The organism is Erysipelatoclostridium sp. An173 (assembly GCF_963931465.1).
Classification (GTDB): Bacteria; Bacillota_I; Bacilli_A; order Erysipelotrichales; family Coprobacillaceae; genus Thomasclavelia; species Thomasclavelia merdavium.
Map to the genome: position 1 here is coordinate 2809966 of NZ_OZ007017.1, position 25006 is coordinate 2834971.

General features: G+C 28.0%; 25 protein-coding genes. 19 read left to right on the plus strand and 6 right to left on the minus strand.

All coding sequences use genetic code 11. The annotated features are described in order from the left end of the window. Positions 1-9: 9 nt before the first annotated feature. On the plus strand, positions 10-879 hold the full coding sequence (locus ABGT36_RS13965) for a mechanosensitive ion channel family protein (protein ID WP_346678544.1): 870 nt from the start codon (positions 10-12) through the stop codon (positions 877-879). A gap of 13 nt (positions 880-892) precedes the next feature. Here the strand turns inward: ABGT36_RS13965 and ABGT36_RS13970 are convergent, their stop codons facing one another. From ABGT36_RS13970 to ABGT36_RS13990, 5 genes are all read right to left on the minus strand, one after another. Further along, positions 893-2233: a hemolysin family protein gene (locus tag ABGT36_RS13970; RefSeq protein ID WP_346678546.1), complete on the minus strand. Its 1341-nt coding sequence runs from the start codon at positions 2231-2233 to the stop codon at positions 893-895. 174 nt (positions 2234-2407) lie between these two features. Beyond that, entirely contained in the window at positions 2408-3622 is a 1215-nt protein-coding gene (locus ABGT36_RS13975) for an MFS transporter (protein ID WP_346678548.1), read from the minus strand. Beyond that, a complete protein-coding gene (locus tag ABGT36_RS13980; protein WP_346678549.1) occupies positions 3615-4397 on the minus strand; it encodes a zinc dependent phospholipase C family protein in 783 nt (260 codons plus the stop codon). The genes ABGT36_RS13975 and ABGT36_RS13980 overlap by 8 nt, the downstream gene beginning before the upstream one ends. A gap of 159 nt (positions 4398-4556) precedes the next feature. Next, positions 4557-5345: a zinc dependent phospholipase C family protein gene (locus tag ABGT36_RS13985; RefSeq protein WP_296883083.1), complete on the minus strand. Its 789-nt coding sequence runs from the start codon at positions 5343-5345 to the stop codon at positions 4557-4559. Further along, positions 5345-5695 carry an arsenate reductase family protein gene (locus tag ABGT36_RS13990; RefSeq protein WP_300629774.1) on the minus strand — a complete coding sequence of 117 codons (351 nt, stop codon included), beginning with the start codon at positions 5693-5695 and terminating at the stop codon, positions 5345-5347. The genes ABGT36_RS13985 and ABGT36_RS13990 overlap by 1 nt, the downstream gene beginning before the upstream one ends. 176 nt (positions 5696-5871) lie before the next feature. Between ABGT36_RS13990 and ABGT36_RS13995 the strand changes: the two genes are divergently transcribed. The 17 genes from ABGT36_RS13995 to ABGT36_RS14075 all read left to right on the plus strand — a co-directional run bounded on the left by ABGT36_RS13995 (position 5872) and on the right by ABGT36_RS14075 (position 22746). Then, positions 5872-7767, plus strand: coding sequence for a BglG family transcription antiterminator (locus ABGT36_RS13995; RefSeq protein ID WP_346678552.1), 1896 nt, complete (start codon positions 5872-5874; stop codon positions 7765-7767). 9 nt (positions 7768-7776) lie between these two features. Then, the gene (locus tag ABGT36_RS14000) at positions 7777-8361 is read left to right on the plus strand and encodes an RDD family protein (protein WP_346678554.1); all 585 of its coding nucleotides are present in this window, start codon (positions 7777-7779) and stop codon (positions 8359-8361) included. 83 nt (positions 8362-8444) lie between these two features. Beyond that, on the plus strand, positions 8445-8765 hold the full coding sequence (locus ABGT36_RS14005) for a PTS lactose/cellobiose transporter subunit IIA (RefSeq protein ID WP_087301819.1): 321 nt from the start codon (positions 8445-8447) through the stop codon (positions 8763-8765). Between the two features lie 49 nt (positions 8766-8814). Then, positions 8815-9138 (plus strand): PTS sugar transporter subunit IIB, encoded by a 324-nt coding sequence (locus ABGT36_RS14010; protein WP_087301817.1) that lies wholly within the window; start codon positions 8815-8817, stop codon positions 9136-9138. A gap of 23 nt (positions 9139-9161) precedes the next feature. After that, positions 9162-10529 (plus strand): PTS sugar transporter subunit IIC, encoded by a 1368-nt coding sequence (locus tag ABGT36_RS14015; RefSeq protein ID WP_087371059.1) that lies wholly within the window; start codon positions 9162-9164, stop codon positions 10527-10529. A gap of 14 nt (positions 10530-10543) precedes the next feature. Beyond that, positions 10544-11065 (plus strand): GrdB-related putative oxidoreductase, encoded by a 522-nt coding sequence (locus tag ABGT36_RS14020; protein WP_087301813.1) that lies wholly within the window; start codon positions 10544-10546, stop codon positions 11063-11065. A gap of 56 nt (positions 11066-11121) precedes the next feature. Next, positions 11122-12078 (plus strand): N(4)-(beta-N-acetylglucosaminyl)-L-asparaginase, encoded by a 957-nt coding sequence (locus ABGT36_RS14025; RefSeq protein WP_087301811.1) that lies wholly within the window; start codon positions 11122-11124, stop codon positions 12076-12078. A 1-nt stretch (position 12079) separates the two neighbouring features. Then, positions 12080-13180, plus strand: coding sequence for a Sapep family Mn(2+)-dependent dipeptidase (locus ABGT36_RS14030; RefSeq protein WP_300077389.1), 1101 nt, complete (start codon positions 12080-12082; stop codon positions 13178-13180). Positions 13181-13196: 16 nt separating this feature from the next. Next, positions 13197-13931, plus strand: a complete 735-nt coding sequence (locus ABGT36_RS14035) for a copper homeostasis protein CutC (protein ID WP_087301807.1) — start codon at positions 13197-13199, stop codon at positions 13929-13931. After that, complete coding sequence (locus ABGT36_RS14040) at positions 13928-14788, plus strand: YitT family protein (RefSeq protein ID WP_087371066.1); 861 nt, start codon at positions 13928-13930, stop codon at positions 14786-14788. Before ABGT36_RS14035 ends, ABGT36_RS14040 begins: the two co-directional genes overlap by 4 nt. A 107-nt stretch (positions 14789-14895) precedes the next feature. Continuing rightward, positions 14896-16239, plus strand: coding sequence for a magnesium transporter (mgtE, locus tag ABGT36_RS14045; protein ID WP_087371069.1), 1344 nt, complete (start codon positions 14896-14898; stop codon positions 16237-16239). 15 nt (positions 16240-16254) lie between these two features. Continuing rightward, positions 16255-18006, plus strand: coding sequence for a hypothetical protein (locus ABGT36_RS14050; RefSeq protein ID WP_346678558.1), 1752 nt, complete (start codon positions 16255-16257; stop codon positions 18004-18006). A 15-nt stretch (positions 18007-18021) separates the two neighbouring features. Next, positions 18022-18207 (plus strand): hypothetical protein, encoded by a 186-nt coding sequence (locus tag ABGT36_RS14055; RefSeq protein WP_300629760.1) that lies wholly within the window; start codon positions 18022-18024, stop codon positions 18205-18207. A gap of 64 nt (positions 18208-18271) precedes the next feature. Then, complete coding sequence (locus ABGT36_RS14060; protein WP_087301797.1) at positions 18272-18931, plus strand: response regulator transcription factor; 660 nt, start codon at positions 18272-18274, stop codon at positions 18929-18931. Next, on the plus strand, positions 18928-19941 hold the full coding sequence (locus ABGT36_RS14065; RefSeq protein WP_346678561.1) for a sensor histidine kinase: 1014 nt from the start codon (positions 18928-18930) through the stop codon (positions 19939-19941). Before ABGT36_RS14060 ends, ABGT36_RS14065 begins: the two co-directional genes overlap by 4 nt. 68 nt (positions 19942-20009) lie before the next feature. Next, positions 20010-20777 carry an ABC transporter ATP-binding protein gene (locus tag ABGT36_RS14070; protein ID WP_346678563.1) on the plus strand — a complete coding sequence of 256 codons (768 nt, stop codon included), beginning with the start codon at positions 20010-20012 and terminating at the stop codon, positions 20775-20777. Next, positions 20767-22746 carry an ABC transporter permease gene (locus tag ABGT36_RS14075; protein WP_346678663.1) on the plus strand — a complete coding sequence of 660 codons (1980 nt, stop codon included), beginning with the start codon at positions 20767-20769 and terminating at the stop codon, positions 22744-22746. The genes ABGT36_RS14070 and ABGT36_RS14075 overlap by 11 nt, the downstream gene beginning before the upstream one ends. A 27-nt stretch (positions 22747-22773) precedes the next feature. Here ABGT36_RS14075 and ABGT36_RS14080 read toward each other — a convergent pair whose 3' ends face one another. Continuing rightward, positions 22774-23466, minus strand: coding sequence for a class I SAM-dependent methyltransferase (locus tag ABGT36_RS14080; RefSeq protein ID WP_308698204.1), 693 nt, complete (start codon positions 23464-23466; stop codon positions 22774-22776). A 228-nt stretch (positions 23467-23694) separates the two neighbouring features. Here ABGT36_RS14080 and ABGT36_RS14085 point away from each other — a divergent pair, with 228 nt between their 5' ends. Next, the gene (locus ABGT36_RS14085) at positions 23695-24996 is read left to right on the plus strand and encodes a dicarboxylate/amino acid:cation symporter (RefSeq protein WP_346678566.1); all 1302 of its coding nucleotides are present in this window, start codon (positions 23695-23697) and stop codon (positions 24994-24996) included. The last annotated feature ends 10 nt before the right edge of the window (positions 24997-25006 follow it).

Below are 25006 nucleotides of genomic sequence, written 5' to 3' on the forward strand. Positions count from 1 at the left end.
GGTGAATAGATGGCAGGTTTAGATGAAATATATCAAAGGATTGATTCATTATTTGAACATGGTCTTATAAACAGTTTGATAAGCATTGTTATTGTTATAATTATTGCTTTAATATTAAATAAATTAATTAATAAGATTATAAAGAAAAAAATAGATGATCCAATTAAAATCGTATTTCCAATGCGAATCAAGAAAATTGTTTTAATTTCTTTAGTATTGATTGTTATTTTAAGTGAATTAAGTGCAATGCAATCAATCATGAAAGCATTGTTAGCTAGTGGGGGAATTATCGCAGTTGTTATTGGGCTTGCCTCACAAGAAGCAGCAAGTAATATAATTAATGGTTTTATGATTTTAACTTATAAACCATATAAGATTGGTGATTTTGTTAATGTTCGTGAATATACTGTAACAGGAACAGTTATTGATATTTCAATGCGTCATAGTATTGTGGAAACATTAGAAAAAACACAGGTTATTATTCCTAATTCTATTATGAATAAAGCAATTATTGAAAATGTATCTAATGTAAAGACACAAAAAGCTAATTATTTATTAATTGAAATATCTTATGAAAGTGATTTACAAAGAGCTATTGCCATAATTCAAGAAGAAGGCGATAAGCACCCATTATGTGTTGATGGTCGAAATGAATTACAAAAAGAACAAAATGAACCAATTGTTAAAGTACATTGTATTAATTTTAATGAAAGTGGGATTCAATTAAGAGCAACATTATTATCTAAAGATAATTCAGATGGATTCCAATTAATGTCTGATTTACGTTTAAGAATCAAAGAACGTTTTGATAAAGAAGGTATTGATATTCCATATCCACATCGTGTTGTAATTAATGAAACAAAAGAAAGTAAGGAATAAAAAAGAACCAGAGCTAATCTTCTAAATTAGCTTTTGGTTCTTCTTTTATAGTCAATTTAATTTTTGTTACTCGATTAGCCTTGATACCAGTGATTTTAAAAATAAGGTTATTGATTGTAACACTTCGTTCTTGATTATCCTCAGGTATTTCTCCTAATAACTCAAGAATAAAACCACTTACTGTATCATGATTAATATCATCTATATTTAAATTTAGATCTAATTCATCAATCAAATCATCAATTATATAATTACCATCAACTATGTAATTGTGATCATCGATTTTTTGTAATTTTGGTTCATCATCAGGATCATATTCATCCTCAATTTCACCAACAATTTCTTCAATTAAATCTTCAACTGTTACAATTCCTGAAAAACCACCATATTCATCAACTAAAATAGCAATATGTTGATGATCTTCCTGTAGTTCTTTTAATAAATCATCAGTATTTTTTGATTCTAAAACAAAATATGGTTTTCTTAAAAGCTTACTAATATCTACATTATCAAATCCAACTTTGCGAGCTTCAATAACAAAATCTTTCATATTCAAAATACCAATAATATTATCGATTGACTTTTCATATATTGGAATTCGAGTATATCGCATTGTCATCATCTGTTCAATATTTTTACTTAAAGGATCTTCAATATCAATACAGTAGACCTCTGTTCTTGGGGTCATGATATTTAATGCTAAACTTTCATCAAATTCAAAAATATTAGAAATCATATCACTTTCATTTTCATCAAAGACACCACTTTCTTGACCACTTTTTACCAAAGAACGAAATTCTTCACGAGATATGGTATCTTCAGCATTTTCATCCTTCATACCAAAAATCATCAAGACAAATTTTGTTGACCAAGATAAGATCTTAATAAATGGTGCTGCTATTTTACTAATAATTAAAACTGGTTTAGCACAAAACATTGAAAACCATTCTGCTTTTTGCAAAGCGATTCTTTTAGGTACCAACTCACCAAAAATCAATGTAATAAATGAAATTAAAATGGTAATTAATACAACAGCAATCGTATCAGCATAAGGAACAGATAAACTTTTTAAAAAGCTTGCAAAGGTAACTGAAATTCCTGTTGCAGCACTAGCAGAGTTAAAAAATCCAGCTAATGTAATAGCTACTTGAATAGTAGATAAAAAGTTAGTTGGTTCCTCTAATAACTTTTCAACTAATTTGGCTTTTTTATTTCCAGCTTCACTTAAATTTTTTATTTTAGTTTTGTTGACAGAAACAATTGCCATCTCACTTGCTGCAAAATATGCATTAACTAACGTTAAAATAACAATTAAAACAATTTGAAATGAAATCGACTCGGGGCCTGAATCCATAAAATAATACACTCCTTTTTTATATAATTATATAATCTATATTCTATCAAAGTTAAAAACAAAAGTAAATATCAATGAAAAGTGAAGAATGTTAAGATTTGATTAAAAAAGTGTATTAAATGAATTAAATCTTTAAAATTAGTCAAATTTTAAAGATTTAATCGCAATACACTTTTAATCACTACATTTATTTTTAAAAATAATTCCACCAATAACAAACATAAAAGCAATAACGATTACACCATATTTTGAACTATCAGTCAATTGAGTAACAATTCCCATTAGTAAAGTTCCCATAAAAGAAGCTCCTTTACCAAATATGTCAAATACTCCGAAATATTCACTAGCCTGATTAGTAGGAATTATCTGAGTAAAATATGATCTAGATAATGCTTGAATTGCTCCTTGGAATACAGCTACAAAAACAGCTAAAACCCAGAATTTCCAAGCTGTATCTAACCATAAAGCAAATACAGCGATAAAGAAATAACCAGTAATACAAGTTAAAATTAAAGATTTAACTGAATATTTTTTAGCTAGCTTACCAAATATCAAAGAAAATGGGAAAGCTACTACTTGAGTCATTAATAAAGCTAATAATAAACTGCTATCGTTAATTCCAACATCTTTACCATATGAAGTTGCCATTTCAATAATCGTATAAACACCATCAATATAAAAGAAAAAAGCAATTAAGAAAAATAAAACTTTTTTATCATTTTTAATATTCGTCAAAACCCTTTTAAGATTACCTAATACAGGTTCTTTTTTAGTCGAATAATTTACTTGGCGATAATTTTTTAATAAAGGAATTGTTGCTAAAAGCCACCATAAAGCATTAATAATAAATGCAATTGCAGTAGCTTGTACAGTTGTTAATCCAATTGAATTAGCTCCTAAAATTAATAATAAACTAATAGTAAAAGGAATACAGCTGCCAATATATCCCCAGGCATAACCATGTGAAGAAACTTCATCAACTCGATTACTAGTTGTAATATCAACTAGCATTGAATCATAAAATACTAAGCTAGTAGATAATCCAGTTTTAGCGATAATAAAGAGTACTAGAAAAGCAATCCAGCCAAGAGGAACAGCCATAGCAACTAAACATAAAACCCCCATTAGCATAAAAAAGGTAAATATTGGTTTACGAAGATTTTTTTGATCACCAATACTACCAAGTGTTGGACCAGCTAAAGCTACTATTAGTGTCGAAATAGAAATCGCATAGCTATAGTATGCTGTTGAATCACTTAAAGAAATCCCAGCACTAGAAGCCAGATTTTTAAAATAAATAGGAATAATAGTGGAAACTAAAAGGACAAAAGCCGAATTTCCAACATCATATAAAATCCAGTATTTTTCTAATTTAGTTAGTTTATTCATAATTAAAATCGAATCGGTTAGATATTCTAGTATTATTTAAGTAACTTTCATAATAACCAATTATCTCCTTTGTTGCAGTATTAATTGACTGATTGAATATATTAACCAGGATGTCAATATCGTCTTTAATTAAAGGTTCAGGTCTTGCTTGCATTACCATTCCTAAATAACTCTTAGCATTAACTAATTTCATTCCTGTTAAGATTATGGTTCTTTTAATATTGCTTTGACAAGCAAATAATTGATTAAATCGTCGAAATGATTTTAGAGAAGTTAAAATTGTATCAGGTTTTAATTTAAAAAATGGAGCAATTATAGTAGCTGTATCTTTATTAGCGATAAGATATTTAGCACTACAATAATTGAACTTATCATTATTAATAATCATAAAACGCTGATCTAAATCCCGTTCAATGGCATAATGAGAAATTTCTTTATTCTCCATGACAGTATCAATAAAACCATGACATTCACTATCAAGAATAAAATGATTAATGAAACCGAAGATATAAGCTAAAGCGGCTTCACTATTAGTTTCTTTAAGCTGTTCTTTAGCTTTTTCAAAAAAATCGCGAGCAATTTCTTGATGAAGACGATTTCCCAATTCATTTACATAATTATTTTTTAAAGGATGATAAAAAAACAAAATATCGGGACCTTGAAGACCAATATTGTAATAATTTCGATTGTTGTTGATGATTTCAACAATTTTAGGATGATCAAGCCTGCTTAAAACTTGATTTCCAAAGTGTTGATGTGTATAACTTGCGGGCATATAAAACCTCCTGTCTAAACCATTATAAATAGTTTAAATTATTTTGTCATGTTTAATAGCTTAAGTTTAAGTTAATTTTTAACTACAACCGATAGTAAGTATTATAGCAGTTTTAGTTAAAAATTGCATTTTAATAAATAAAAAAGACGATGAACTCGTCTATTTAAAATTGCGGTTAAATCGATTACTTAAAGAATGTTCGTTTTTTAAAGCAGCAATAAAATCATTAATATAAACAACACACTCATCAATACTTTGGTTAAATAACTTTTCTAACGCAATAATATCTAAAGCAATTTTTTGATTTGGTTGATAATTAACAACAAAGCCTTGAAACCTTTTAAAAGTAAAGGTTATTTTTAATACCAAATAAATCAAGCCTCTTTTATACAATTGCGGAGCCACCAATAAACGATCATAAAATTTCATTCCTTTTAAACTCTTATAAATATCTTTAATGCTCGCTTGAGGATAAAAGATAGCAATATTACTAACAATATCATCATTAATATGGATATGATTAGTTAAATGAGTTTTTAAAGGATTCAAACCATCTTTGACCATAAAATAACGATCTAACTCAGTTTCTATTTCAAAATGAGTAGTTTTAGTCTTGTCCATTATTTCATTTACTAAAGGATGACAATTACTATCTAAAATAAAGTGACAAACAAAACCACAAAGATACGCAAACTGAGCCTGACTTTTAGTATGTTGTAATGTTGTTATTGCTGGAAGTAAAAACTCACAAGCTTTTTGTTGATGAATAGCACTGCCTAAGCGATTGATTTTGCTATGTAAATAGGGCCGATTATAAAATAAAATATCCGGACCATGAAGACCAATATTATAAAAATCAATATTATCATTAATAATTTTTTTTAGCTGGTCATCAAGCTGTTTTAAAACGATTTTACCTAAACGATAATGACTATATGAAGCAGGCATTATTTTAATGTATCATATTCACTAGCTTTAAAACCAACTAAAACGCGATCTTCAGTTTCAACGATTGGTCTTTTAACAAGCATACCATCACTAGCTAGAAGTTCTAATTGTTCATCTTCACTCATTGCTGGTAATTTATCTTTTAAATTTAATTCACGATATTTTAATCCAGAAGTATTAAAGAATTTTTTAAGTGGCAAATTACTTTTTTTATATAAAGCATGTAGTTCTTCTTTGTTTAATTTTTCTTCAACAATATGACGATCCTGGTGCTCTAAACCAAGTTGATCTAAGTATTTTTTAGCTTTTTTACATGTACTGCATTTTGGATATTCAATAAAATTCAACATTTTTCTCACCTCGATTAATAGTTTACCTCATTTGACAATATAATAACAATATTATGCTTAATTATTTATAAAGGAAATAACACTTCCTAACAGATAGGAATTTTCCTATCTATTAGGAAGTTTAATTATAGATATAAATCCTAAAAATATGTTAGTATGATAGCGGAGTTGATGTCATGCTTAATAAACGTCAAAATCAAATTATTGACATATTAAATAATGATAATAATTGGATTACAGGGAAAGAACTTGCCAAATTATTAAATGTCTCTGATCGTACTATTAGATCAGATATCGATGTTATTAATAAGTTTTATGATTGTTTATTGATTAAATCAAATAAAAGATTAGGCTATCAAATTGATGAAGCTTTGCTTTTTAAACAAGATATTGAAACTAAGGAACTTATTCCTCAAAACTCACATGAACGTTGTGTTTATATCATTCGAGAGTTGTTATTTAAAAGTAAAGAAATTAATTTAATTGCTTTACAAGACCAGGTTTTTGTTAGTGGTTATTCAATTGATAATGATATTAAAAAGATTCGTAAGATGATAAGTGAATATCCTAGCTTAAAATTGATTAGATCAAAGAATTATATTAGCTTACGGGGAAATGAAGCAGATAAAAGAAAATTATATAAACAATTATTAACTGAGGAAACTCATGGTAATTTCTTGAATTTAAATTCAATTGCTGATTTATGGTCAAATTTTGATTTATTAGAAATTAAAGATATCCTTGAGGATGTTTGTGAATTGTATAATTATCAAATTCGTGAAATTGATTTTCCAATGATTATGATTCATGCTGGTGTTGCAATTGAAAGAATTATTAATCGTAATTATATTAATAGTAAAACTGCTAAACATCATTTAAATAATAATATTGAATATCAAATTTCATATGAGTTTTTTCATCGGGTTAGTAAAACAATTGATATTGAGTTAGTAGAAGATGAAGTTGTTTTATTTGCTCAATTATTAATTGGTAGTTATCAAAAAGATGATGAAGATGAAAATTTAGATAAGTTATTAAATCAAATTGTTGATGCTGTAATTAAAGAAGTAAAAGATTATTTTGATATTAATTTTTCTAAAGATAAGGATTTTAAGTTAGGCTTAAAAATGCATTTACAACTATTACTAGAAAGACAGCAAAACAATGTTACGATTACTAATATTTATCTTCAAGAGATAAAAAGAAAATATCCATTGGTTTTTGAAATGGCAATTAGAGCTGGTGAAGTAATTGCTGATATTTGCAAGATAAATGTTAAAGAAAATGAACTATCATTTTTAGCTTTACATTTAGGAGCTGCTTATGATCGTGTAAATTCGATTAAACGTTATCGAGCGGTTATAATTATCCCGCACAATCAAATGTTATCAAATATGTGTATTGATAAATTAAAACTTAGATTTGAAGAACGAATGGTAATTGTAAAAAGATATGGTTTTTATGAAGAAATGATGATAAAACAACAAGAACCAGATTTAATAATTACGACTGTACCATTAAAACATAATTTAAATATACCGACAGTGCAAATAACATTATTTGTTAATTATGAAGATGAAAGTAAAGTTTTCCAGACTTTAAATCTTTTAGATAAACAACGTTATCATGAAGATTTTGTAGTATTAGTAAATGAATTAATACGACCAGATTTATTTCATGTAAAAAAACAAATGGCTAGTTCTAAAGAAGTTATTGATTTTTTATGTGATGAATTAATTAGTAAAAATTTAGCCGATGAAAGATATAAAGAAGATGTATTTAAACGTGAGTCAGTTTCGGCAACATCATTTGTAAATGGTTTTGCAGTACCACACTCGATTGAAATTACTTCAAAAGAATCTTGTATATCAATTATGATTTTAGATAAACCAGTAAAATGGGGTGATTTTGAGGTCAAATTAGTACTTTTATTAGCGATAAGAGATACCGATAGTCATCTGTTGAAAATATTTTTTGACTGGCTAAGTAGTATTGTTAGTGATTCTAATAAATTCAGACAGTTATTAGAGGTTAAAAATTATCAGGAATTTATTCAGCATGTTATTGAATAGGAGAATAAAATGGCAACTAAGGTAGAAAGAAAAAAAAGAAATAAAAAGAAAAAATATAATTATATTGATGCTTCAATGACAAAGCGTTTTATAAGTTACATAATTGACTGGTATGTTGGGGCTTTATGTACAGCAATTCCAATTGCAATTACATCACAAAAGTTAACTAATACAATGTTAAATCAAAACATTGTTGAATTTGAACAGCCTTATGGAATTATTTCCGGGGTAATAGCTGTATTATTTGCGATTTTCTATTTTGTGATAGTTCCAACTTATATTTATCCAGGACAAACAGTGGGTAAAAGAATCTGCAAAATTAAAATTGTTCAAAAAAATGATGAACCAGTAACGATCAAAAATATGTTATTACGACAATTATTAGGAATTATTGTTATTGAAGGGGTATTAGTTACTGCTAGTGCTATTTGGCATGAAGTTATTACAATTATTACTCAAATTAATTTTGTAACGCCATTGATGTATGCTGGATTTGTAGTTACAGCAGTTAGTATTTTGTTATATTTATTTAAAGGTGAACATCGTGCTTTACATGACTATATTGGAAATACTAAGGTAGTTTCATGCAATTAATTTCCTAATACTAGGAAAAATGAATAATAAAAAAAACGGGTAATAAATTTTATAATAATACTATAAGATAAGGAGAATTGATTATGGAAGGATTAGAATTAGTAAGTTTTAAAATTATTTCAGCAGTAGGAATGGCTAAATCAAGTTATATTGAAGCTATGAAGGCTGCAAGTGAGGGAGATTTTGAATTAGCTAAAGCTAAGATCAAAGAAGGAGAAGAATCATTTAATGGTGGACATAGTGCTCATGGTGAATTGATTCAAAAAGAAGCAAGCGGTGAACATGTTGTACCAACAATTTTATTGATGCATGCAGAAGATCAATTAATGTCAGCTGAAACTATTAAAGTAATGGCATTAGAAATCATTCGTTTAAATGAACGTGTTGCTGCATTAGAAAAATAGTAATAAGTATGAAAATACTGATTATAAAAAATAAAGGGAGGAAAAAAAGATGAAAAAAATTTATTTATTTTGTAGTGCTGGAATGTCTACAAGTATGTTAGCAAGCAATATGCAAGATGTTGCTAATCAACATAAATTACCAATTAAAGTAGCAGCTTTTCCACACAACAAACTAGAAGAAATCATTAGTAATGATCGTCCTGACTGTATTTTACTTGGACCACAAGTAAAATATATGTATGATGAAACAGTGGCTCAATTTGGAAGCCAAGGGATCCCTATTGCTGTAATCGACCAAGGTGATTATGGAATGATGAACGGAGAAAAAGTTCTTAAAACAGCAATTAAATTAATTAAGGGGAATAAAAAATAAAATAGAAAAGAGGGCAAACTTTTATGATGAAAAAACTTGAAAAAGTTTTGATGCCTTTAGCAGAAGCTATTGGGCGTAACAAATATCTAGTTGCAATTCGTGATGGTTTCTTGGTTTCTACACCATTACTTATTGCCGGATCAATATTCTTATTAATTGGAAACTTTCCAATTACTGCATGGACTGATTGGTTAGAATCAGTTGTTGTTAATTCAAGCACTGGTGAAACATTAGCAACATTTATTGCTAAACCAGCAAGTGCAACATTTGATATCATGGCAATTTTTGCTGTTGTTGGTATTGCTTATTCATTTGCTCGTCAAATGAAAACTGACAAAATCTTTGGTGCAGCTGTTGCCATTATGTCATGGTTTTTAATTATGCCATATACAGTAGAAGGAACAATTACTGTAGGTGGTGAAGAAGTAGCAGCAAGCTTATCTGGTTTACCACTTGGATGGGTTGGTGCTAAAGGTATTTTTGTTGGTATCATTGTTTCTTTCATTGCCGTACATATTTATTCTTGGGTAGAGAAAAAAGGTTGGGTAATTAAAATGCCTAAAGGAGTACCTCCTACTGTTGAACAATCATTTGGAGCTTTAATTCCAGCAGTTATTGTTATGACAGTATTCTTCCTAATTAACTTATTATTTGGTTTCTTAGGAACAAACGTATTCCAAATTATTTTCGAATTCTTACAAACACCATTATTAAACTTAGGTGATACTTTAGGAGCAATGGTTATTGCTTATATCTTCTTACATTTATTCTGGTTCTTCGGGGTAAATGGTGGATCTGTAGTTGGAGCAGTATTTAATCCAATTTTACAAACTTTAGCAGTTGAAAACTTAGAATTCTTTAAAACAGGAGTTGGGGAAGGACATATTATTTGTCAACAATTCCAAGATTTATTTGCAACATTCGGTGGATGTGGTTCTACATTATCATTAATTATTGCAATGTTATTATTCTGTAAATCTAAACGTATTACTGAATTAGGTAAATTAGCGTTAGTACCAGGTATCTTTGGTATTAACGAACCAATCGTATTTGGGTTACCAATCGTATTAAACCCAACTATGTTAGTTCCATTTGTTTTAGTACCGACGATGAATATCGTTATATCTTATTTTGCAATGGCTCTGGATTTTGTTCCAATTTGTAGTGGGGTTCAAATTCCATGGACAACACCAGTAATTATTTCAGGTTTATTAGCGACTAACTGGGTTGGAGCTATCTTGCAAGGATTATTATTAATTGCCGGTGTATTTATTTACATGCCATTTATTAAAATTATGGATAAACAATATTTAATTGATGAAGCTAATGCAGCAAACGAAGAAGAAGATGACGATTTCTCATTAGACGATTTATCATTTGATGATTTATAAAAGGAGGCAATAAAATGAAAGTAATTATGATTTATGATCAAATCCAATCTGGTGCAGGTATTAAAGACGATCATATGGTTCCTTTAGGCGCAACTAAAGATCCAGTAGGACCAGCAATTATGATGGAACCATACTTAAAAGCAGTAGGTGGTCGTGTTGTTGCTTGTCTATATTGTGGAGATGGTTTTTATGAAGCAAATCCTAAAGAAGTAAGTCGTAAATTATGTGCAATGGTTAATAAATTAAAACCAGATGTAGTAATTTGTGGACCAGCATTTAATTATTTAGGATATGGAAAAATGGCAGCAAATATTGCTTATGACATCAATCAAACTACAGATGTACCAGCATTTGCTGCAATGTCAAAGGAAAATGAAGAAACAATCAATGAGTTTAAAGATAAAGTTCATATTGTCGAAACGCCTAAAAAAGGTGGTACTGGTTTAAATGAAGCATTAGATGGAATGTGTAAATTAGCAAAAGCCTTAGTAGATAAAGAAGATCTAAATCCAATTACTTCAAAGTATTGTTTCTAAATTAAAAAGGATGCTAAGAAGCATCCTTTTGTTAAAAATAAAGGAGGAATTTATAAATGTGGGGTATTATCGCAACATGGCGAATGGCCATGGAAGGTATTAGCAAAGCTAGTGAAATGTTGGCAGAAGGAAAAGATGCTGGTGATGCTATTGAAACAGCAATTAGAGAAGTAGAAGATTTTCCATACTATAAATCAGTAGGATATGGTGGCTTACCTAATGAAGAAATGGAAGTAGAATTAGACGCTGCATTTATGGATGGTGATACACTTGATATTGGTGCTGTAGCTGCTATTAAAGATTATGCTAACCCAGTTAGTATTGCTAGAAGATTATCAAAAGAAAAAGTTAATAATCTTTTAGTTGGTGCTGGAGCAGAAAAATTTGCTCATAAAGAAGGATTTGAAAGAAAAAATATGTTAAGCGATCGTGCTAAAATTCATTATCGCAATCGTGTTAAAGAAGTTCAAGAACAAGAAATTAAACCATATGCTGGTCATGATACAGTAGGAATGGTTTGTCTAGATAGTCATGGTAAAATGACTTCAGCTACTTCAACAAGTGGATTATTTATGAAAAAAGCTGGTCGTGTTGGTGATTCACCAATTTCTGGTTCTGGATTCTATGTTGACAGTAAAGTCGGTGGTGCTAGTGCAACAGGACTTGGTGAAGATGTAATGAAAGGTTGCGTTGCTTATGAAATAGTTCGTTTAATGAAAGAAGGAATGCATCCACAAGCTGCTTGTGAAAAAGCTGTTAATGATTTTGATTTAGAATTAAAACAACGTCGTGGAAAAGCTGGTGATATGTCACTAGTAGCAATGAATAATAAAGGAGAATGGGGTGTTGCTACTAATATTGAAGGATTCTCATTTGCAGTGGCAACTGCTAATGAAAAACCAACTGTTTATTTAACTGAAAATATTGATGGTAAATGTGTTCATACAGTTGCTAGTCAAGAATGGTTAGATAATTATATGGCAACAAGAATGGCTCCATTAGAAGAAAAATAATATGGAAACAGAAATATTAAATAAAGTTGATGAAATATCAAAACAAATGATCGATGGCATTATTGATATTGTAAAAATTGATAGTGTTGAAAGTGAAGCTAAAGAAAACGCTCCATTTGGGACAGGAGTAAAAGAAGCTTTAGATAAAACATTAGCATTAGCGACGTCTTTAGGATTTAAAACGACTAATATTGATAATTATATTGGTTATGCCAGTTATGGCAGCAGTGATGATTATATTTGTGCCATCGGTCATTTAGATGTAGTACCTGTTAAAACAGGATGGAAACATCCGCCATTTAGCGGATACGTGGAAAATGGAACTATTTATAGTCGGGGAATATTAGATAATAAAGGACCTATTATATCTTGTTTATTTGCATTATATGCATTAAAGGAATTGAATATTGATTTAAGTCATGAAGTTAGAATTATTTTTGGCTGTGATGAAGAAAGTGGTTTTGAAGATTTGAAATATTATTTAAGTAAAGAAAAACCACCAATAATGGGATTTACTCCTGATTGTAAATATCCTGTTGTTTATGGTGAACGGGGACGGGCAGTAGTTAAAATCACAGGAAAACAAGATCAGTTAGAAAAATTCTTTAACTTAGTTAATGATTATATTTTAAATACTAAAAATAATGGTGAATGTTTTAATATCGATTTTAAAGATGAAGAATTTGGATTATTGGAAGTTAGAAATTATCAATTATTATTAGATCAAGATCCTAGCGTTCAATTTAGTGTTAGTTATCCTGCTAACGTAAGTGTAGAAACAATTATTGATAATATTAAAAAAGCAGTATCTGATTTTGATGTAATTTTAGTAGATAATTATAATCCAGTTAAATTTGAAAAAGATTGTAAACTTGTTAAAACATTAGTATATACTTATGAAAAAGTAACCGGAAATGATGGTACACCAGTAACAACAACGGGAGGAACTTATGCAAAATTAATGCCAAATATCGTTCCTTTTGGTCCATCTTTCCCAGGTCAAAAAGGTATTGGTCATTTACCTAACGAATGGATGACAATCGAAGATATTATTACTAATGCTAAAATTTATGCTTTAAGTTTATATCATCTTGCAAAATAGAAAGTAGGGAAAACGAATGATTGAAATATGTTGTGGTAGTTACGAAGATGCCTTAAATGCTTATAATGGTGGCGCTAAAAGAATAGAATTAAATAGTGCTTTGCATTTAGGAGGTTTAACACCTAGTTTAGCTTCATTAAAAATGACTAAGGCTAATACTAACTTAACAGTAATCTGTATGGTTAGACCAAGGGGCGCAGGTTTTTGTTATAGTAAATCTGAGTATCGTCAAATGTTAATTGAAGCTAAAGATTTATTAGAAACAGGGGCAGATGGTCTTGCTTTTGGTTTCTTACATGAAAACCATGAGATTGATGTTGAAAGAACTAGAAAAATGGTTGAGTTATGTAAAAAATATCATAAAACAGCAGTATTTCATCGTGCTTTTGATTGTGTTAATGATCCATATAAGAGTATTGAGATTTTAATTGATTTAGGTGTTGATCGCTTACTTACAAGCGGTTTAAAAGCTAAAGCAATGGATGGAATTGAATTAATTAAAGAATTACAAGCAAAATATGGGGATAAAATTGAAATATTAGCTGGTAGCGGTGTTAATGCTAGTAATGCTAAAGAAATTGTTGAAATTGCAAAAATCAATCAAATTCATTCCTCTTGTAAAGATTGGCGAACTGATCCAACTACAAGTGGAAAAGATGTTAATTATTGTTATGGACCTGAAACTCATCAAAATGACTATGATGTAGTTAGTTTAGATTTGGTTAAAAAATTAGTAAAATTAGGATTATGAAAAAGAAAATCTGGTTTCGATATTTAATCACTGCTCTTGCTGTAATTGCATCATCATTTTTACAAACTTATGCCATTAAAGTATTTGTTGAACCGGCTAATTTATTATCAAGTGGTTTTACTGGGGTAGCAATTTTAATTGATCGTATTACTTCTTTATATGGTATCAGTTTTTCAACATCACTTGGGATGATTGCTTTAAATGTACCAGTTGCTATTTTGTGTTTTAAAAGTATCGGTAAAAAATTTGTTATTTCATCTTTGTGTCAGGTATTCTTAACAAGTTTTCTACTTAAAGTTTGTACTTTTCCACCATTGTTCGATGATGTGATCTTAAATGTATGTTTTGGTGGTTTTGTTTATGGTATTGCTACAGTAATAGCTTTAAAAGGAAATGCTTCAACAGCAGGAACTGATTTTATCGCTTTATATGTTTCTAATAAAAGCGGTCGGTCAATCTGGGGTTATGTCTTTGTCTTTAATACATGTATATTATGTATTTTTGGTTATATGTTTGGTTGGATTTATGCGGGATATTCAATTGTCTTCCAGTTTATTTCAACTAGAACTATTTCATCGTTCTATCAACGTTACAAACGTGTAACTTTACAAATAACAACTAAACATCCAGAACAAGTAGTTGATTTATATATTAAAAATTATCGTCATGGTATTTCAGTAATGAATGGTTATGGTGGCTATAGTAAAGCCCCAATGAGTTTATTACACACTGTTGTATCAGCTTATGAAGTACAAGATATTGTTCAATTGCTTCATGAAGGTGATGATAAAGCAATAATTAATGTAATTCCAACTGAAAATTTTATTGGTGGCTTTTATCAAGCACCAATCGATTAAGGACTATTTTTATAGTCCTTTTTAAATTATGTTATTTTGATAAAATAATAGCTTATATTTATGTTAGAATTACAGTGAAAAATAAACTAGTAAAAAGGGGGATATATATGAGTTATAGTATTACTCGTGAAGAGTTAAAAAAAGTTTTATTAGATGGTGACCAGCAACAGATAAAGAAATTAATTACTAATATTCACCCTGCCGATATTTTAGATATTCTTCATGAAGATGAAGATAGTATTAAAGAATTAATGGATCATTTACCTAATGATGTAGTTGCTAATATTATCGAAGAAGAAGACGACGAAGATGAACAATATGAATTGTTAAAATTATTTTCTGATGCCAAACAACGTAAAATCATAGATGAAATGTCTAAAGATGAAATTACTGATTTAATTGGGGAACTAGAAGAAAATGAAAAACAAGACATTTTAAATAAGATGGATCAAGATGATAAAGCTGATGTTGAAAAATTATTAACTTTTGAACCTGATACAGCTGGTGGAATTATGACTACTGAATATATTAGTATTCGTTCTGGAAATACCGTCGAAAAGACTTTAAAGTATTTACAAGAAAATACGGAACAAGATACTACTTATTATTTATATGTAGTAGATCCTCAAAATGTATTAAAAGGCGTCGTATCATTAAGAGATATTGTTAGTAGTACTTTTGATACTAAAATGATTGATATTACTAATCCTAATGTTAAATCAGTTTTATATAATGTTGACCAGGAAGAAGTTGCTCGAAAGTTTAAAAAATATGGTTTTATTATGATGCCTGTAGTAGATGAAGAAGATCATTTATTAGGGGTAATTGAATTCGATGATATCATTGATATTATGCAAGAAGAAAGTACTGAAGATATCAACTTATTAGGGGGTGTTGACTCTGAAGAACGTTTAGATTCAACTATCGAAGAATCTTTTAAAAGTAGAATTCCCTGGTTGATAATTAATCTTTTTACTGCAGTTTTAGCAGCTTCAGTAGTTAGTTTTTTTGAAGGAACAATTGCTCAAGTAGTTACTTTAGCTACAGTAATGCCAATTGTAACTGGTATGGGCGGTAATGCCGGAACTCAAACTTTAACAATCGTTGTTCGAGGATTATCACTTGGTGAAATGACAAAAGCCAACGCTATAAAAATAATGTTAAAAGAAATTGCAGTAGGAATGTGTAGTGGGATTATTATTGGTATTTTGGTTGCCATTGGTTCGATGATATTTGAAGGTAATCCAATATTTGGATTAGTTACTGGATTAGCGATGTTTTTAAATATGATCTTGGCTAATATTGCTGGTTACTTCATCCCAGTAATTTTAGATAAGTTGAAAATTGATCCAGCTCTTGCTAGTGGGGTATTTGTTACTACGGTTACTGATGTTTTAGGCTTTTTCTTCTTTTTAGGACTAGCAACAGTATTTTTACCATATTTAATTTAAATTAGGAGAAGATCAATGCAAATAAAATACGTAAAAAATAAGATATATAAAATTATTCTTATTTTATTAATTGTAATAACAATTTTATTGGGAATATATATTGCAGCGCTCCCTTTTACAAAAATAGATAATGAAATAATTATTGCCCTATTAGTAATTGTCATAATAGCTATTCCAGTAATCTATAATAAAGAAACTAATAATCGAGTAATGACACTAAACGAAGATGGTTTTGTTGATAAATATGGTAAATTTCAATTTTCAAAGATGAAATCTGTTTTTTATTCAAGTAATCAAATTCAGATTTCTTATGATACTGGTAATTTAATTACTGATTATAATCAAGATTTAATTGATAAATTGAAAGAACAAAATATTGAATTTAATGATAAAAAGAAATCACTTAAAAAAATAAATTATCTTATATTATTAATAATGTTTTTTATCATTGGTTATTTATTTTATAATCTTTTTACAATTTTATTTGGCTTTTATTATGTTAAAAATTATGATTATGTAATTATTGATGGAATAAATTTAGTTTTACGAATATTAAAAGTTATCACTGGAATCGTTCTATTAATATTTTATCGTAATGTAAAAAAGAATAAGACGATCATAATTGTTTTGCTGACCTTTATGGCAATATTGATGATATCAAGTAATTTTATAAAAATTGATCATTACAACAATGTAAATGGTGATTATGTTTGTATCTTAAAAAATAACAGATTAAGTATTTATAAAAATCTTATTAAAGAATACGGTGAATTTACAGATCGAATTAGTCATGTAAATAAATTTAAGGTTGTAACATTGACGGATAGTGATGATATTATAGTTTATCAAAAAGATAAAGAAACATTTTTACGACCTGTTTATCGTGATAAATTAAAAGAAACCAATATTAATGAAATCATCAATCAATATGATGGCTTTGGTTTTGCTAATCTAGAATATTTATTAATATTTGATAAAGGAGCGGTAAGTGTTTCTAATCTTGAGGGTAATTATGATTATAAAACAATGTTTGTAAATCAACATTTATTAGAGGTGTATCAAAATAATAAGGTTATTGGTTATATTGTTTTAAATGATAAAATTGATGATGAATATTTTGATTATGAAAAGATGAATAGTATTGAATTTATTTGCTTAAACGATAATCAATTAAAATATAATCATCTAGAAATAGTTGAAAGTAGCGAAGCAGAAAATAACTATGATAATAGTACTACAAGTGATGATAGTGATATTATTGAAGATGAAGTATCTCCAGAAACTGATTTATCACCAGAAGTTGAGATGTCATGTAAGGAAGCTGTTGATCAAATGAATCAAATTATTGCTTCAGGAATTGAAAACTTTGAATCTACACCAGAATTTGTTAAAATAGAAGCTGTAAGTGATGATTATAATCAAATCATACTGGAAGTCGCTAAGCAATTTACAATTATCAATAATGATAATAATACACAAATTGATACTCAGATATTAAATATTAGTATTACATCAGGAGATATAAACGAATTTGGGGCTAGTGTCTTTGATCGTCAGGATATAACTAACCAGGAAAAGATAACTAATGATTATAAATATCGGGTAAAAAAAGCAGGTAATTATTATTTGGCTGCTCGTCTTAGTGAAAATAGTAATGTTGATGAAGGATTAGAGTTATTAGATAATCCTATTACAACTGATACATCATGGACAACTGATTTTATGTATCGAATTAAAGGAAAAGAATACCTGGGTAATTCCTGGTAATCAAGTGGAGGAAATATGGAAGAAAAGTTAGATGAAATTATTGTTTTATTAAAAAATATTGATCGTAATTTACAAGTGTTAGTTGATAAAGGTAATGCTGTTAAAGTAAGTAAACCTAGTAATGAGGCAATTTTAAAACAATTTGAGGAAACAGAAAAGTTATTTAATAAAGTAATGAATAAAGGTAAGAAGGTTGATTAGGGTATAGGCGGCTATACCCTTTTTAATTAATAACTTACATGATTGTAAGGTAAGGAGAAAAGTTATGAAGATATTAATTGTTGAAGATGATATTGAATTGAGAAAAGAGTTGAAAGTTTTATTAGATAATAATGGTTATCAAGGAATAATTTTAGATGATTTTAAAAATTCATTAAGCAGAATATTAGAAATTAATCCAGATTTAATTTTATTGGATATTAAAATACCCTATTTAAATGGCCAGCAATTATTAAAAAAATTAAGAGAAGTATCAAATGTACCTGTAATTATGGTTACAAGTAAAGATAGTGAAATAGATGAAATACTATCATATAGTTATGGGGTAGATGATTATATTACTAAACCATATAATCCAACTATCTTATTGTTACATATTGAAGCCATATTTAAACGGCTACAAAAAAATGAGCCTAAGCTAGAATATCATGGAGTTAAAATCAATTTATTGAAAAGTACGCTTGAAAAAGAAGATATGAGTTTATTGTTGTCGAAAAATGAAATGAGTATCTTTTATTATTTAGTAATTAATCAAGGAAAAATTGTTACTCGTGATGATATTATGAATTATTTATGGGGTACTGATAAGTTTATTGATGATAATACGTTAACTGTTAACATGACAAGATTAAGAAAGAAAATAGCTAAAATTGGGTTAGTTGATGTTATTGAAACAAGAAGGGATCAAGGGTATATATTAATATGAAATTACTAGATTATATTAAAGATCAGATTGTTTTGATATTATTGTATTTTACAATGATATTATTAGTGCAGTTTTTTTTAGTAATGTATCATTTACCAGCAACTTTAAAAGTATCTCTTTTGATTATAATGGTTTTATTTTTATTAATCGTTATTAGCTATGATTATTATCGAAAAAGTTTCTTTTATCAGGATTTTCAAAAAAAGCTGGATCAATTAGATAAAAAATGTTTAATTAGTGCCTTAATAACAAGACCTAATTTTTTAGAAGGACAGATTTTGTATGATTCGCTATACGAAATTGATAAAGCAACATATGAAGAAATCGAAAAATATCAACAAGAAGTAAGTGATTTTAAAGAGTATATTGAATTATGGATTCATGAAGTTAAGTTACCGATAGCTAGTACTAAGTTAATGATTCATAATCACGAAAGTAACGTTAGAAAACTTAAAGATCAAATTAATAAAATAGAAAATAATGTCGAATTAGTTTTATATTATGCTAGATTAGATAGCAGTGAAAAAGATTATTTAATAAAAAAATGTGATTTAAATCAGATCATAAAAAATGTTATTAAGAAAAATCAGGATAGTTTATTGTATCAAAATATTGCAATTAAAATAAAAAATATTGAAGCAACAGTATTGAGTGATAGCAAATGGTTAGAATTTATTATTAATCAGATAATTAGTAATAGTATTAAATATCATGGTGAAAGTGATTGTTTAATTAGTTTTAATGTTATTCAAAATGAAAATTATATTTCCTTGGAAATATTAGATAACGGAATTGGGATAAAAGATAGTGAATTACTATATGTTTTTGATAAATCATTTACCGGAGAAAATGGTCGCCTTGTTTCTAGTGCTACAGGTATGGGATTATATATTGTCAAAAATTTATGTCATAAGTTAGGACATCAAATAGCTATTGAATCAAAACAAGGGAAGTATACTAAAGTGATAATCGATTTTAATAATGAAGATTATTACAAAGTTGTAAGATAGTGTAAGGTATTTCGATGTCATCTAGATTATCTGTTTTCTATAATAAAGATGTAAAGGAGAAAAAGAGTATGGAGAAGATATTAGTAATTGAAAATATTAGTAAATATTATGGAAACAAGAGTAATCTAACAAAAGCAATTAATAATTTATCAATGTCAATTGATGAAGGAGAATTTGTGGCCATTATGGGGGCCAGTGGTTCTGGTAAAACAACTTTGTTAAACTTAATTTCTACGATTGATAGGGTTACTAGCGGTCATATTTATTTAAAAGGAATCGATATTACTAAGCTTAAAGGAAATAAATTGAATCAATTCAGACGCGAACAATTAGGATTTATTTTTCAAGAATTCAATTTATTAGACACTTTAACAGCTTATGAAAACATTGCTTTAGCTTTGCAAATTCAAAAAGTATCTTATCAGGAAATAGATAAACGAGTTAAAGAAGTCGCTAGTAAATTAGATATAAGTGATATTTTAGATAAATATCCATCACAAATGTCTGGTGGACAAAAACAAAGAGTAGCTAGTGCCAGGGCAATTATTACTAATCCCCAGTTAGTCCTAGCGGATGAACCTACGGGTGCTTTAGATTCCAAGAGTTCTAGGTTATTACTTGAAAGATTAAACAAATTAAATCAAGAATACAAAACGACTATTTTAATGGTTACTCATGATGCTTTTAGTGCTAGTTATGCTTCTAAAGTTATCTTTATTAAAGATGGTCAGATTTTTAATGAGTTTAGTCGTGGTAATCAAAGTCGCAAAGAATTTTTTGATAAGATCATCGATGTTGTTTCTCTATTAGGAGGCGATATTAGTGATGTTATTTAATCTATCGTTTAAAAATATTAAAAAGAGTTTTAAAGATTATGTTATTTATTTTGTAACTTTGATTTTAGGAATAACAATTTTTTATATTTTTAATTCTTTACAGTCCCAAACTGTTATGTTGGAAATTAGTGACTCAGCTAGAGATATTATTAAAATGATGAATGATATTTTATCAGGTGTAAGTGTTTTTGTTTCTTTTGTATTAGGATTTTTGATTGTTTATGCTAATCGCTTTTTAATGAAACGTAGAAAAAGAGAATTTGGTATTTATATGATATTAGGAATGTCTAAACAACAGATTTCTAAGATTCTAATTGTAGAAACTTTAATTATTGGTTTAATATCATTGGTTGTTGGTCTTGTTTTAGGAATTGTATTATCACAAGTGATGTCTATTATTGTAGCTAATATGTTTGAAGCTGATATGAATAGATTTACATTTGTATTATCAGGATCAGCATTATTAAAAACGATATGTTATTTTGGAATTATGTATTTATTAGTAATTGTTTTTAATACAGTCCAGGTTAATCGTCAACAATTAATAAATTTAATGACTGCTCATCAACAAAATGAATTAATTACTAATAAAAATCCAATTGTTTGTTTATTTGTATTTATTGGTGCGGTTTTACTTTTATCTTATGCTTATTATAACGTTACAAGTAATGTTGAAAATTTAACAACCTTTTTTTCAATAATCTTGCAAATGGTCTATGGGGCCGTAGCAACCTATTTAATTTACTGGTCTTTATCAGGATTATTATTAAAATTAGTTTTGAAAATCAAATCAGTTTATTTTAAAAACTTAAATAGTTTTACTGTTAGTCAGGTTGTTAGTAAAATTAATACTACAATACTATCAACAACAGTTATTTGTTTATTACTCTTTTTAACAATTTGTATATTTTCAAGTGCTGTGGCTTTAAATGATAGTGCTAATAGTGAAATTGATGAATTAGTACCAGTCGATTTACAAATGATTACAAATGTAAAAGATAGTCAAATGACAGTAAAAGAATATTTAAATAGTAATAATATAAATTTAAATGATGAGATTAATTTACAAGAAGAATTAAATTTTGAAACTTATTATAGTGATGAATTAACATATGGTGATACCTATGGCAATATGTATAGTGATGTTAGTGAGGAATTTTTAAATGAACATGAACATATAATAGGAGTGAGTGCATATAATCAAGTAGCAAAACTATATAATTTACCAACCTATCAATTAGAAAATGAATATGTGGTAATGGGTAATTATAACAATGTTTGTAATATTAGAAATATGGTTTTAAAAAATAAACCTGATATTGAATTAAATGGCAAGGTTTATCATAGTAAATTTGCTTCTTGTCAATATGGTTTTTTAACGATTCAATCAAGTCCAGCTGATATGGGATTTTATATCGTACCTGATGAAGCAGTAAAGAATTTGAATGTTGATGAAAGCTTTTTGATAGGTAATTATAGTAGTAGTAAAGCTAAAAGAGATGAAATTAATGAAGAACTATTAGGATATCGTAGTGATGATTTAATTGTTACTACTAAACTAGAGATTGCTACTAATAATATCGGAACTGGAGCAATGGTTATCTTTATTGGTTTATATATTGGATTAGTATTTTTAATTTCATGTGCAGCAATATTGGCTTTGAAAGAATTATCACAATGTATTGATAATAAAGAAAAGTATCAGATTTTACGAAAAATAGGTGTCGATGAAAAGATGATCAATAAATCATTATTTATTCAAATTGCAATATATTTTGCTTTTCCATTAATTTTAGCTTTGATTCATTCTATTTTTGGAATTCAAGTATGTAAATTAATGTTAGAGTCATCAGGTCAATTAAATGTTTTTGGTGCTATTAAGATAACAATATTATTTTTAATTATCATCTATGGTGGTTATTTCTATATCACTTATTTATCAGCTAAAAATATTATCAAAGAAAGATGAAATGAAGGAAATTTCCTTCATTTTATCTTAAAATATTTTTCTGGCTCTAACGATAATAACTTCTGGTTTTTCTTTATCATGAAAACATTCTTCATAAAAACCATCAATAACAAAGCCACTTTTAAAACATATATTAAAGATGTCTTGTAGTGATCGATGATAATAGCATTGTTTTTTAGGTTGCCCATCAATTGCGATATCATAATAACTATGAGCGCTCATATATTTATCAGTTAAAGTAACAAAACAGGGATGTTGAGTTGCAAATACAAAAGTTCCATTTTCAATTAATAGCTCATTAACACATTTAAATAGGGTAGATATTTCAAAAATATCCATTATAGCCATATTAGAAACAGCTTTAGTATACGGGATATCTTTTTTTAATGTCATTAGACTTTGTTTATTTGTAGCATCAATAACATGAAATTCAATTTTATTAATATAACGTGCTTGTCTTTTTTTAGCTAGTTCAATCATTTTTGAAGAATAATCAAAAGCAACAACATTTACACCCTGATTAGCTAAATATGCAGAATAATTACCATTACCACAAGCAATATCTAAGACATAGTCATCTTTTTGAATATCAAGTAATTTATTTACTTTAGGGCGAACTACTTCACGATGAAACTGATTAGAATTATCTCCCATACACTCATCCCAAAATTTAGCATTAGTTTGCCAGGCCTCTAAACTATCTTCAAGTGAATATTTCATTAAGGTCACCTCACATTTTATAAAATTATAACAAATTTTAAGGGCAATAAATACTAGTTATTATATTTCTTGACAGATAAATATGATTATTATAGATTTATATCATACTGTTTTAGTAGGAAAAGAGTGAAAGAATGATTTTTGATGACTTTATAAGAAAATTGTATTTTGAACGATGTTGGTAAACTGTCAAGTATAAAATAATTTAAAGAAAAGAGGACAGTTTATATGAATATTTTAGAATTAGGAGCGCTATTATTAGCGGGAGTATTTTTTATTATTATTTATTATATGGATAAAGTGAAAAAATTTGATTTTAGTATCTTAACGATATTAGGATTAGTTTTTGGAATTATTGTAGGAATTGTATTTAAAGGATATTATCGTTATTTAGAAGCTATTGGTAATATTTATTCGAATTTGATTTTAGCAACTGTAATTCCTTTATTGTTTTTTAGTATTATTTCTAGCATTACCGATTTAGATAGTTCAATTAGACTTAAAAAAATAGGGGCTAAAACAATTTTCTTTTTATTGTTGAATACATTTTTAGCAGCAGTGATTACGTTAATATTAGCAGTAGTTAGTAACGTTGGTTCAGGAATCAATTATCAGTTAGCTAATAATTATGAAGCTGTTAATGTTCCTGATTTTATTGATACGATCGTTAATCTATTTCCTAAAAATCTTGCTGATAGTTGGGTAAATGGTGAAGTAGTACCAATAGTTGTTTTTTGTATAATAATAGCAATTGCTTATAATAAAGCTGCTACTAATAGCCAAAAGGAAGTATTATTATTTAAAAAAATTATTGATGCTGGTAATGCAGTAATGAAAGAAGTAATTAACTTTGTTATTAGTTTTACACCATATGCTGTTTTAGCATTGATTGCAAGAGCAGCAAGTAAAAGTACAATTGTTGAACTAATACCATTAGTTAGTGTTATGTTTTTAGCTTATTTAATATGCCTCATTCAAATTTTTGGTGTTAGTAGTTTATTATTAAAAATAGCTGGATTAAAACCATTAACTTTTTTTAAAGGAATCTGGCCAGCTGGAATAGTTGCTTTTACTAGTCAAAGTAGTATTGGAACTATTCCAATTACGGTTAAACAATTAACAAAAATAGGGGTTAATGAAGATATTGCTAGTTTTGTAACTAGTTTAGGAGCCAATTTAGGAATGCCAGGATGTGCTGGAATGTGGCCGATATTGTTAGCAATTTTAGCAATTAATGTATTAAATATTAATTATACTTTAGGTCAGTATTTATTTTTAATTGTTTTAGCAGTTGTAGTTTCTTTAGGTACGGTAGGAGTTCCAGGTACAGCAACTATAACGGCAACAGCATTATTTGCAAGTGCTGGTTTACCGATAGAGATAATTGTCATCTTAGCACCAATATCAAGTATCGTTGATATGATTAGGACTGCTACTAATGTTACCGGAGGTTCATTAGCTGCTATATTAGTAGCTAAAAGTGAAAAGCAAATAGATTTAGATAAATATTATTTAAATCAAAAAGTATAAATAAAAAAGA

What these genes read in the sequence shown, in the direction of transcription:
- ABGT36_RS13985 (WP_296883083.1), bottom strand. Translation starts at nt 5,345, where the DNA reads ATGCCTGCTTCATATAGTCATTATCGTTTAGGTAAAATCGTTTTAAAA.
- ABGT36_RS14075 (WP_346678663.1), top strand. Translation starts at nt 20,767, where the DNA reads ATGTTATTTAATCTATCGTTTAAAAATATTAAAAAGAGTTTTAAAGAT.
- ABGT36_RS13965 (WP_346678544.1), top strand. Translation starts at nt 10, where the DNA reads ATGGCAGGTTTAGATGAAATATATCAAAGGATTGATTCATTATTTGAA.
- ABGT36_RS14060 (WP_087301797.1), top strand. Translation starts at nt 18,272, where the DNA reads ATGAAGATATTAATTGTTGAAGATGATATTGAATTGAGAAAAGAGTTG.
- ABGT36_RS14080 (WP_308698204.1), bottom strand. Translation starts at nt 23,466, where the DNA reads ATGAAATATTCACTTGAAGATAGTTTAGAGGCCTGGCAAACTAATGCT.
- ABGT36_RS13970 (WP_346678546.1), bottom strand. Translation starts at nt 2,233, where the DNA reads ATGGATTCAGGCCCCGAGTCGATTTCATTTCAAATTGTTTTAATTGTT.
- ABGT36_RS14055 (WP_300629760.1), top strand. Translation starts at nt 18,022, where the DNA reads ATGGAAGAAAAGTTAGATGAAATTATTGTTTTATTAAAAAATATTGAT.
- ABGT36_RS13990 (WP_300629774.1), bottom strand. Translation starts at nt 5,695, where the DNA reads ATGTTGAATTTTATTGAATATCCAAAATGCAGTACATGTAAAAAAGCT.
- ABGT36_RS14020 (WP_087301813.1), top strand. Translation starts at nt 10,544, where the DNA reads ATGAAAGTAATTATGATTTATGATCAAATCCAATCTGGTGCAGGTATT.
- ABGT36_RS14065 (WP_346678561.1), top strand. Translation starts at nt 18,928, where the DNA reads ATGAAATTACTAGATTATATTAAAGATCAGATTGTTTTGATATTATTG.
- ABGT36_RS14005 (WP_087301819.1), top strand. Translation starts at nt 8,445, where the DNA reads ATGGAAGGATTAGAATTAGTAAGTTTTAAAATTATTTCAGCAGTAGGA.
- mgtE (WP_087371069.1), top strand. Translation starts at nt 14,896, where the DNA reads ATGAGTTATAGTATTACTCGTGAAGAGTTAAAAAAAGTTTTATTAGAT.
- ABGT36_RS14000 (WP_346678554.1), top strand. Translation starts at nt 7,777, where the DNA reads ATGGCAACTAAGGTAGAAAGAAAAAAAAGAAATAAAAAGAAAAAATAT.
- ABGT36_RS13975 (WP_346678548.1), bottom strand. Translation starts at nt 3,622, where the DNA reads ATGAATAAACTAACTAAATTAGAAAAATACTGGATTTTATATGATGTT.
- ABGT36_RS14040 (WP_087371066.1), top strand. Translation starts at nt 13,928, where the DNA reads ATGAAAAAGAAAATCTGGTTTCGATATTTAATCACTGCTCTTGCTGTA.
- ABGT36_RS14015 (WP_087371059.1), top strand. Translation starts at nt 9,162, where the DNA reads ATGATGAAAAAACTTGAAAAAGTTTTGATGCCTTTAGCAGAAGCTATT.
- ABGT36_RS14010 (WP_087301817.1), top strand. Translation starts at nt 8,815, where the DNA reads ATGAAAAAAATTTATTTATTTTGTAGTGCTGGAATGTCTACAAGTATG.
- ABGT36_RS14085 (WP_346678566.1), top strand. Translation starts at nt 23,695, where the DNA reads ATGAATATTTTAGAATTAGGAGCGCTATTATTAGCGGGAGTATTTTTT.
- ABGT36_RS14050 (WP_346678558.1), top strand. Translation starts at nt 16,255, where the DNA reads ATGCAAATAAAATACGTAAAAAATAAGATATATAAAATTATTCTTATT.
- ABGT36_RS13980 (WP_346678549.1), bottom strand. Translation starts at nt 4,397, where the DNA reads ATGCCCGCAAGTTATACACATCAACACTTTGGAAATCAAGTTTTAAGC.
- ABGT36_RS14025 (WP_087301811.1), top strand. Translation starts at nt 11,122, where the DNA reads ATGTGGGGTATTATCGCAACATGGCGAATGGCCATGGAAGGTATTAGC.
- ABGT36_RS14035 (WP_087301807.1), top strand. Translation starts at nt 13,197, where the DNA reads ATGATTGAAATATGTTGTGGTAGTTACGAAGATGCCTTAAATGCTTAT.
- ABGT36_RS14070 (WP_346678563.1), top strand. Translation starts at nt 20,010, where the DNA reads ATGGAGAAGATATTAGTAATTGAAAATATTAGTAAATATTATGGAAAC.
- ABGT36_RS13995 (WP_346678552.1), top strand. Translation starts at nt 5,872, where the DNA reads ATGCTTAATAAACGTCAAAATCAAATTATTGACATATTAAATAATGAT.
- ABGT36_RS14030 (WP_300077389.1), top strand. Translation starts at nt 12,080, where the DNA reads ATGGAAACAGAAATATTAAATAAAGTTGATGAAATATCAAAACAAATG.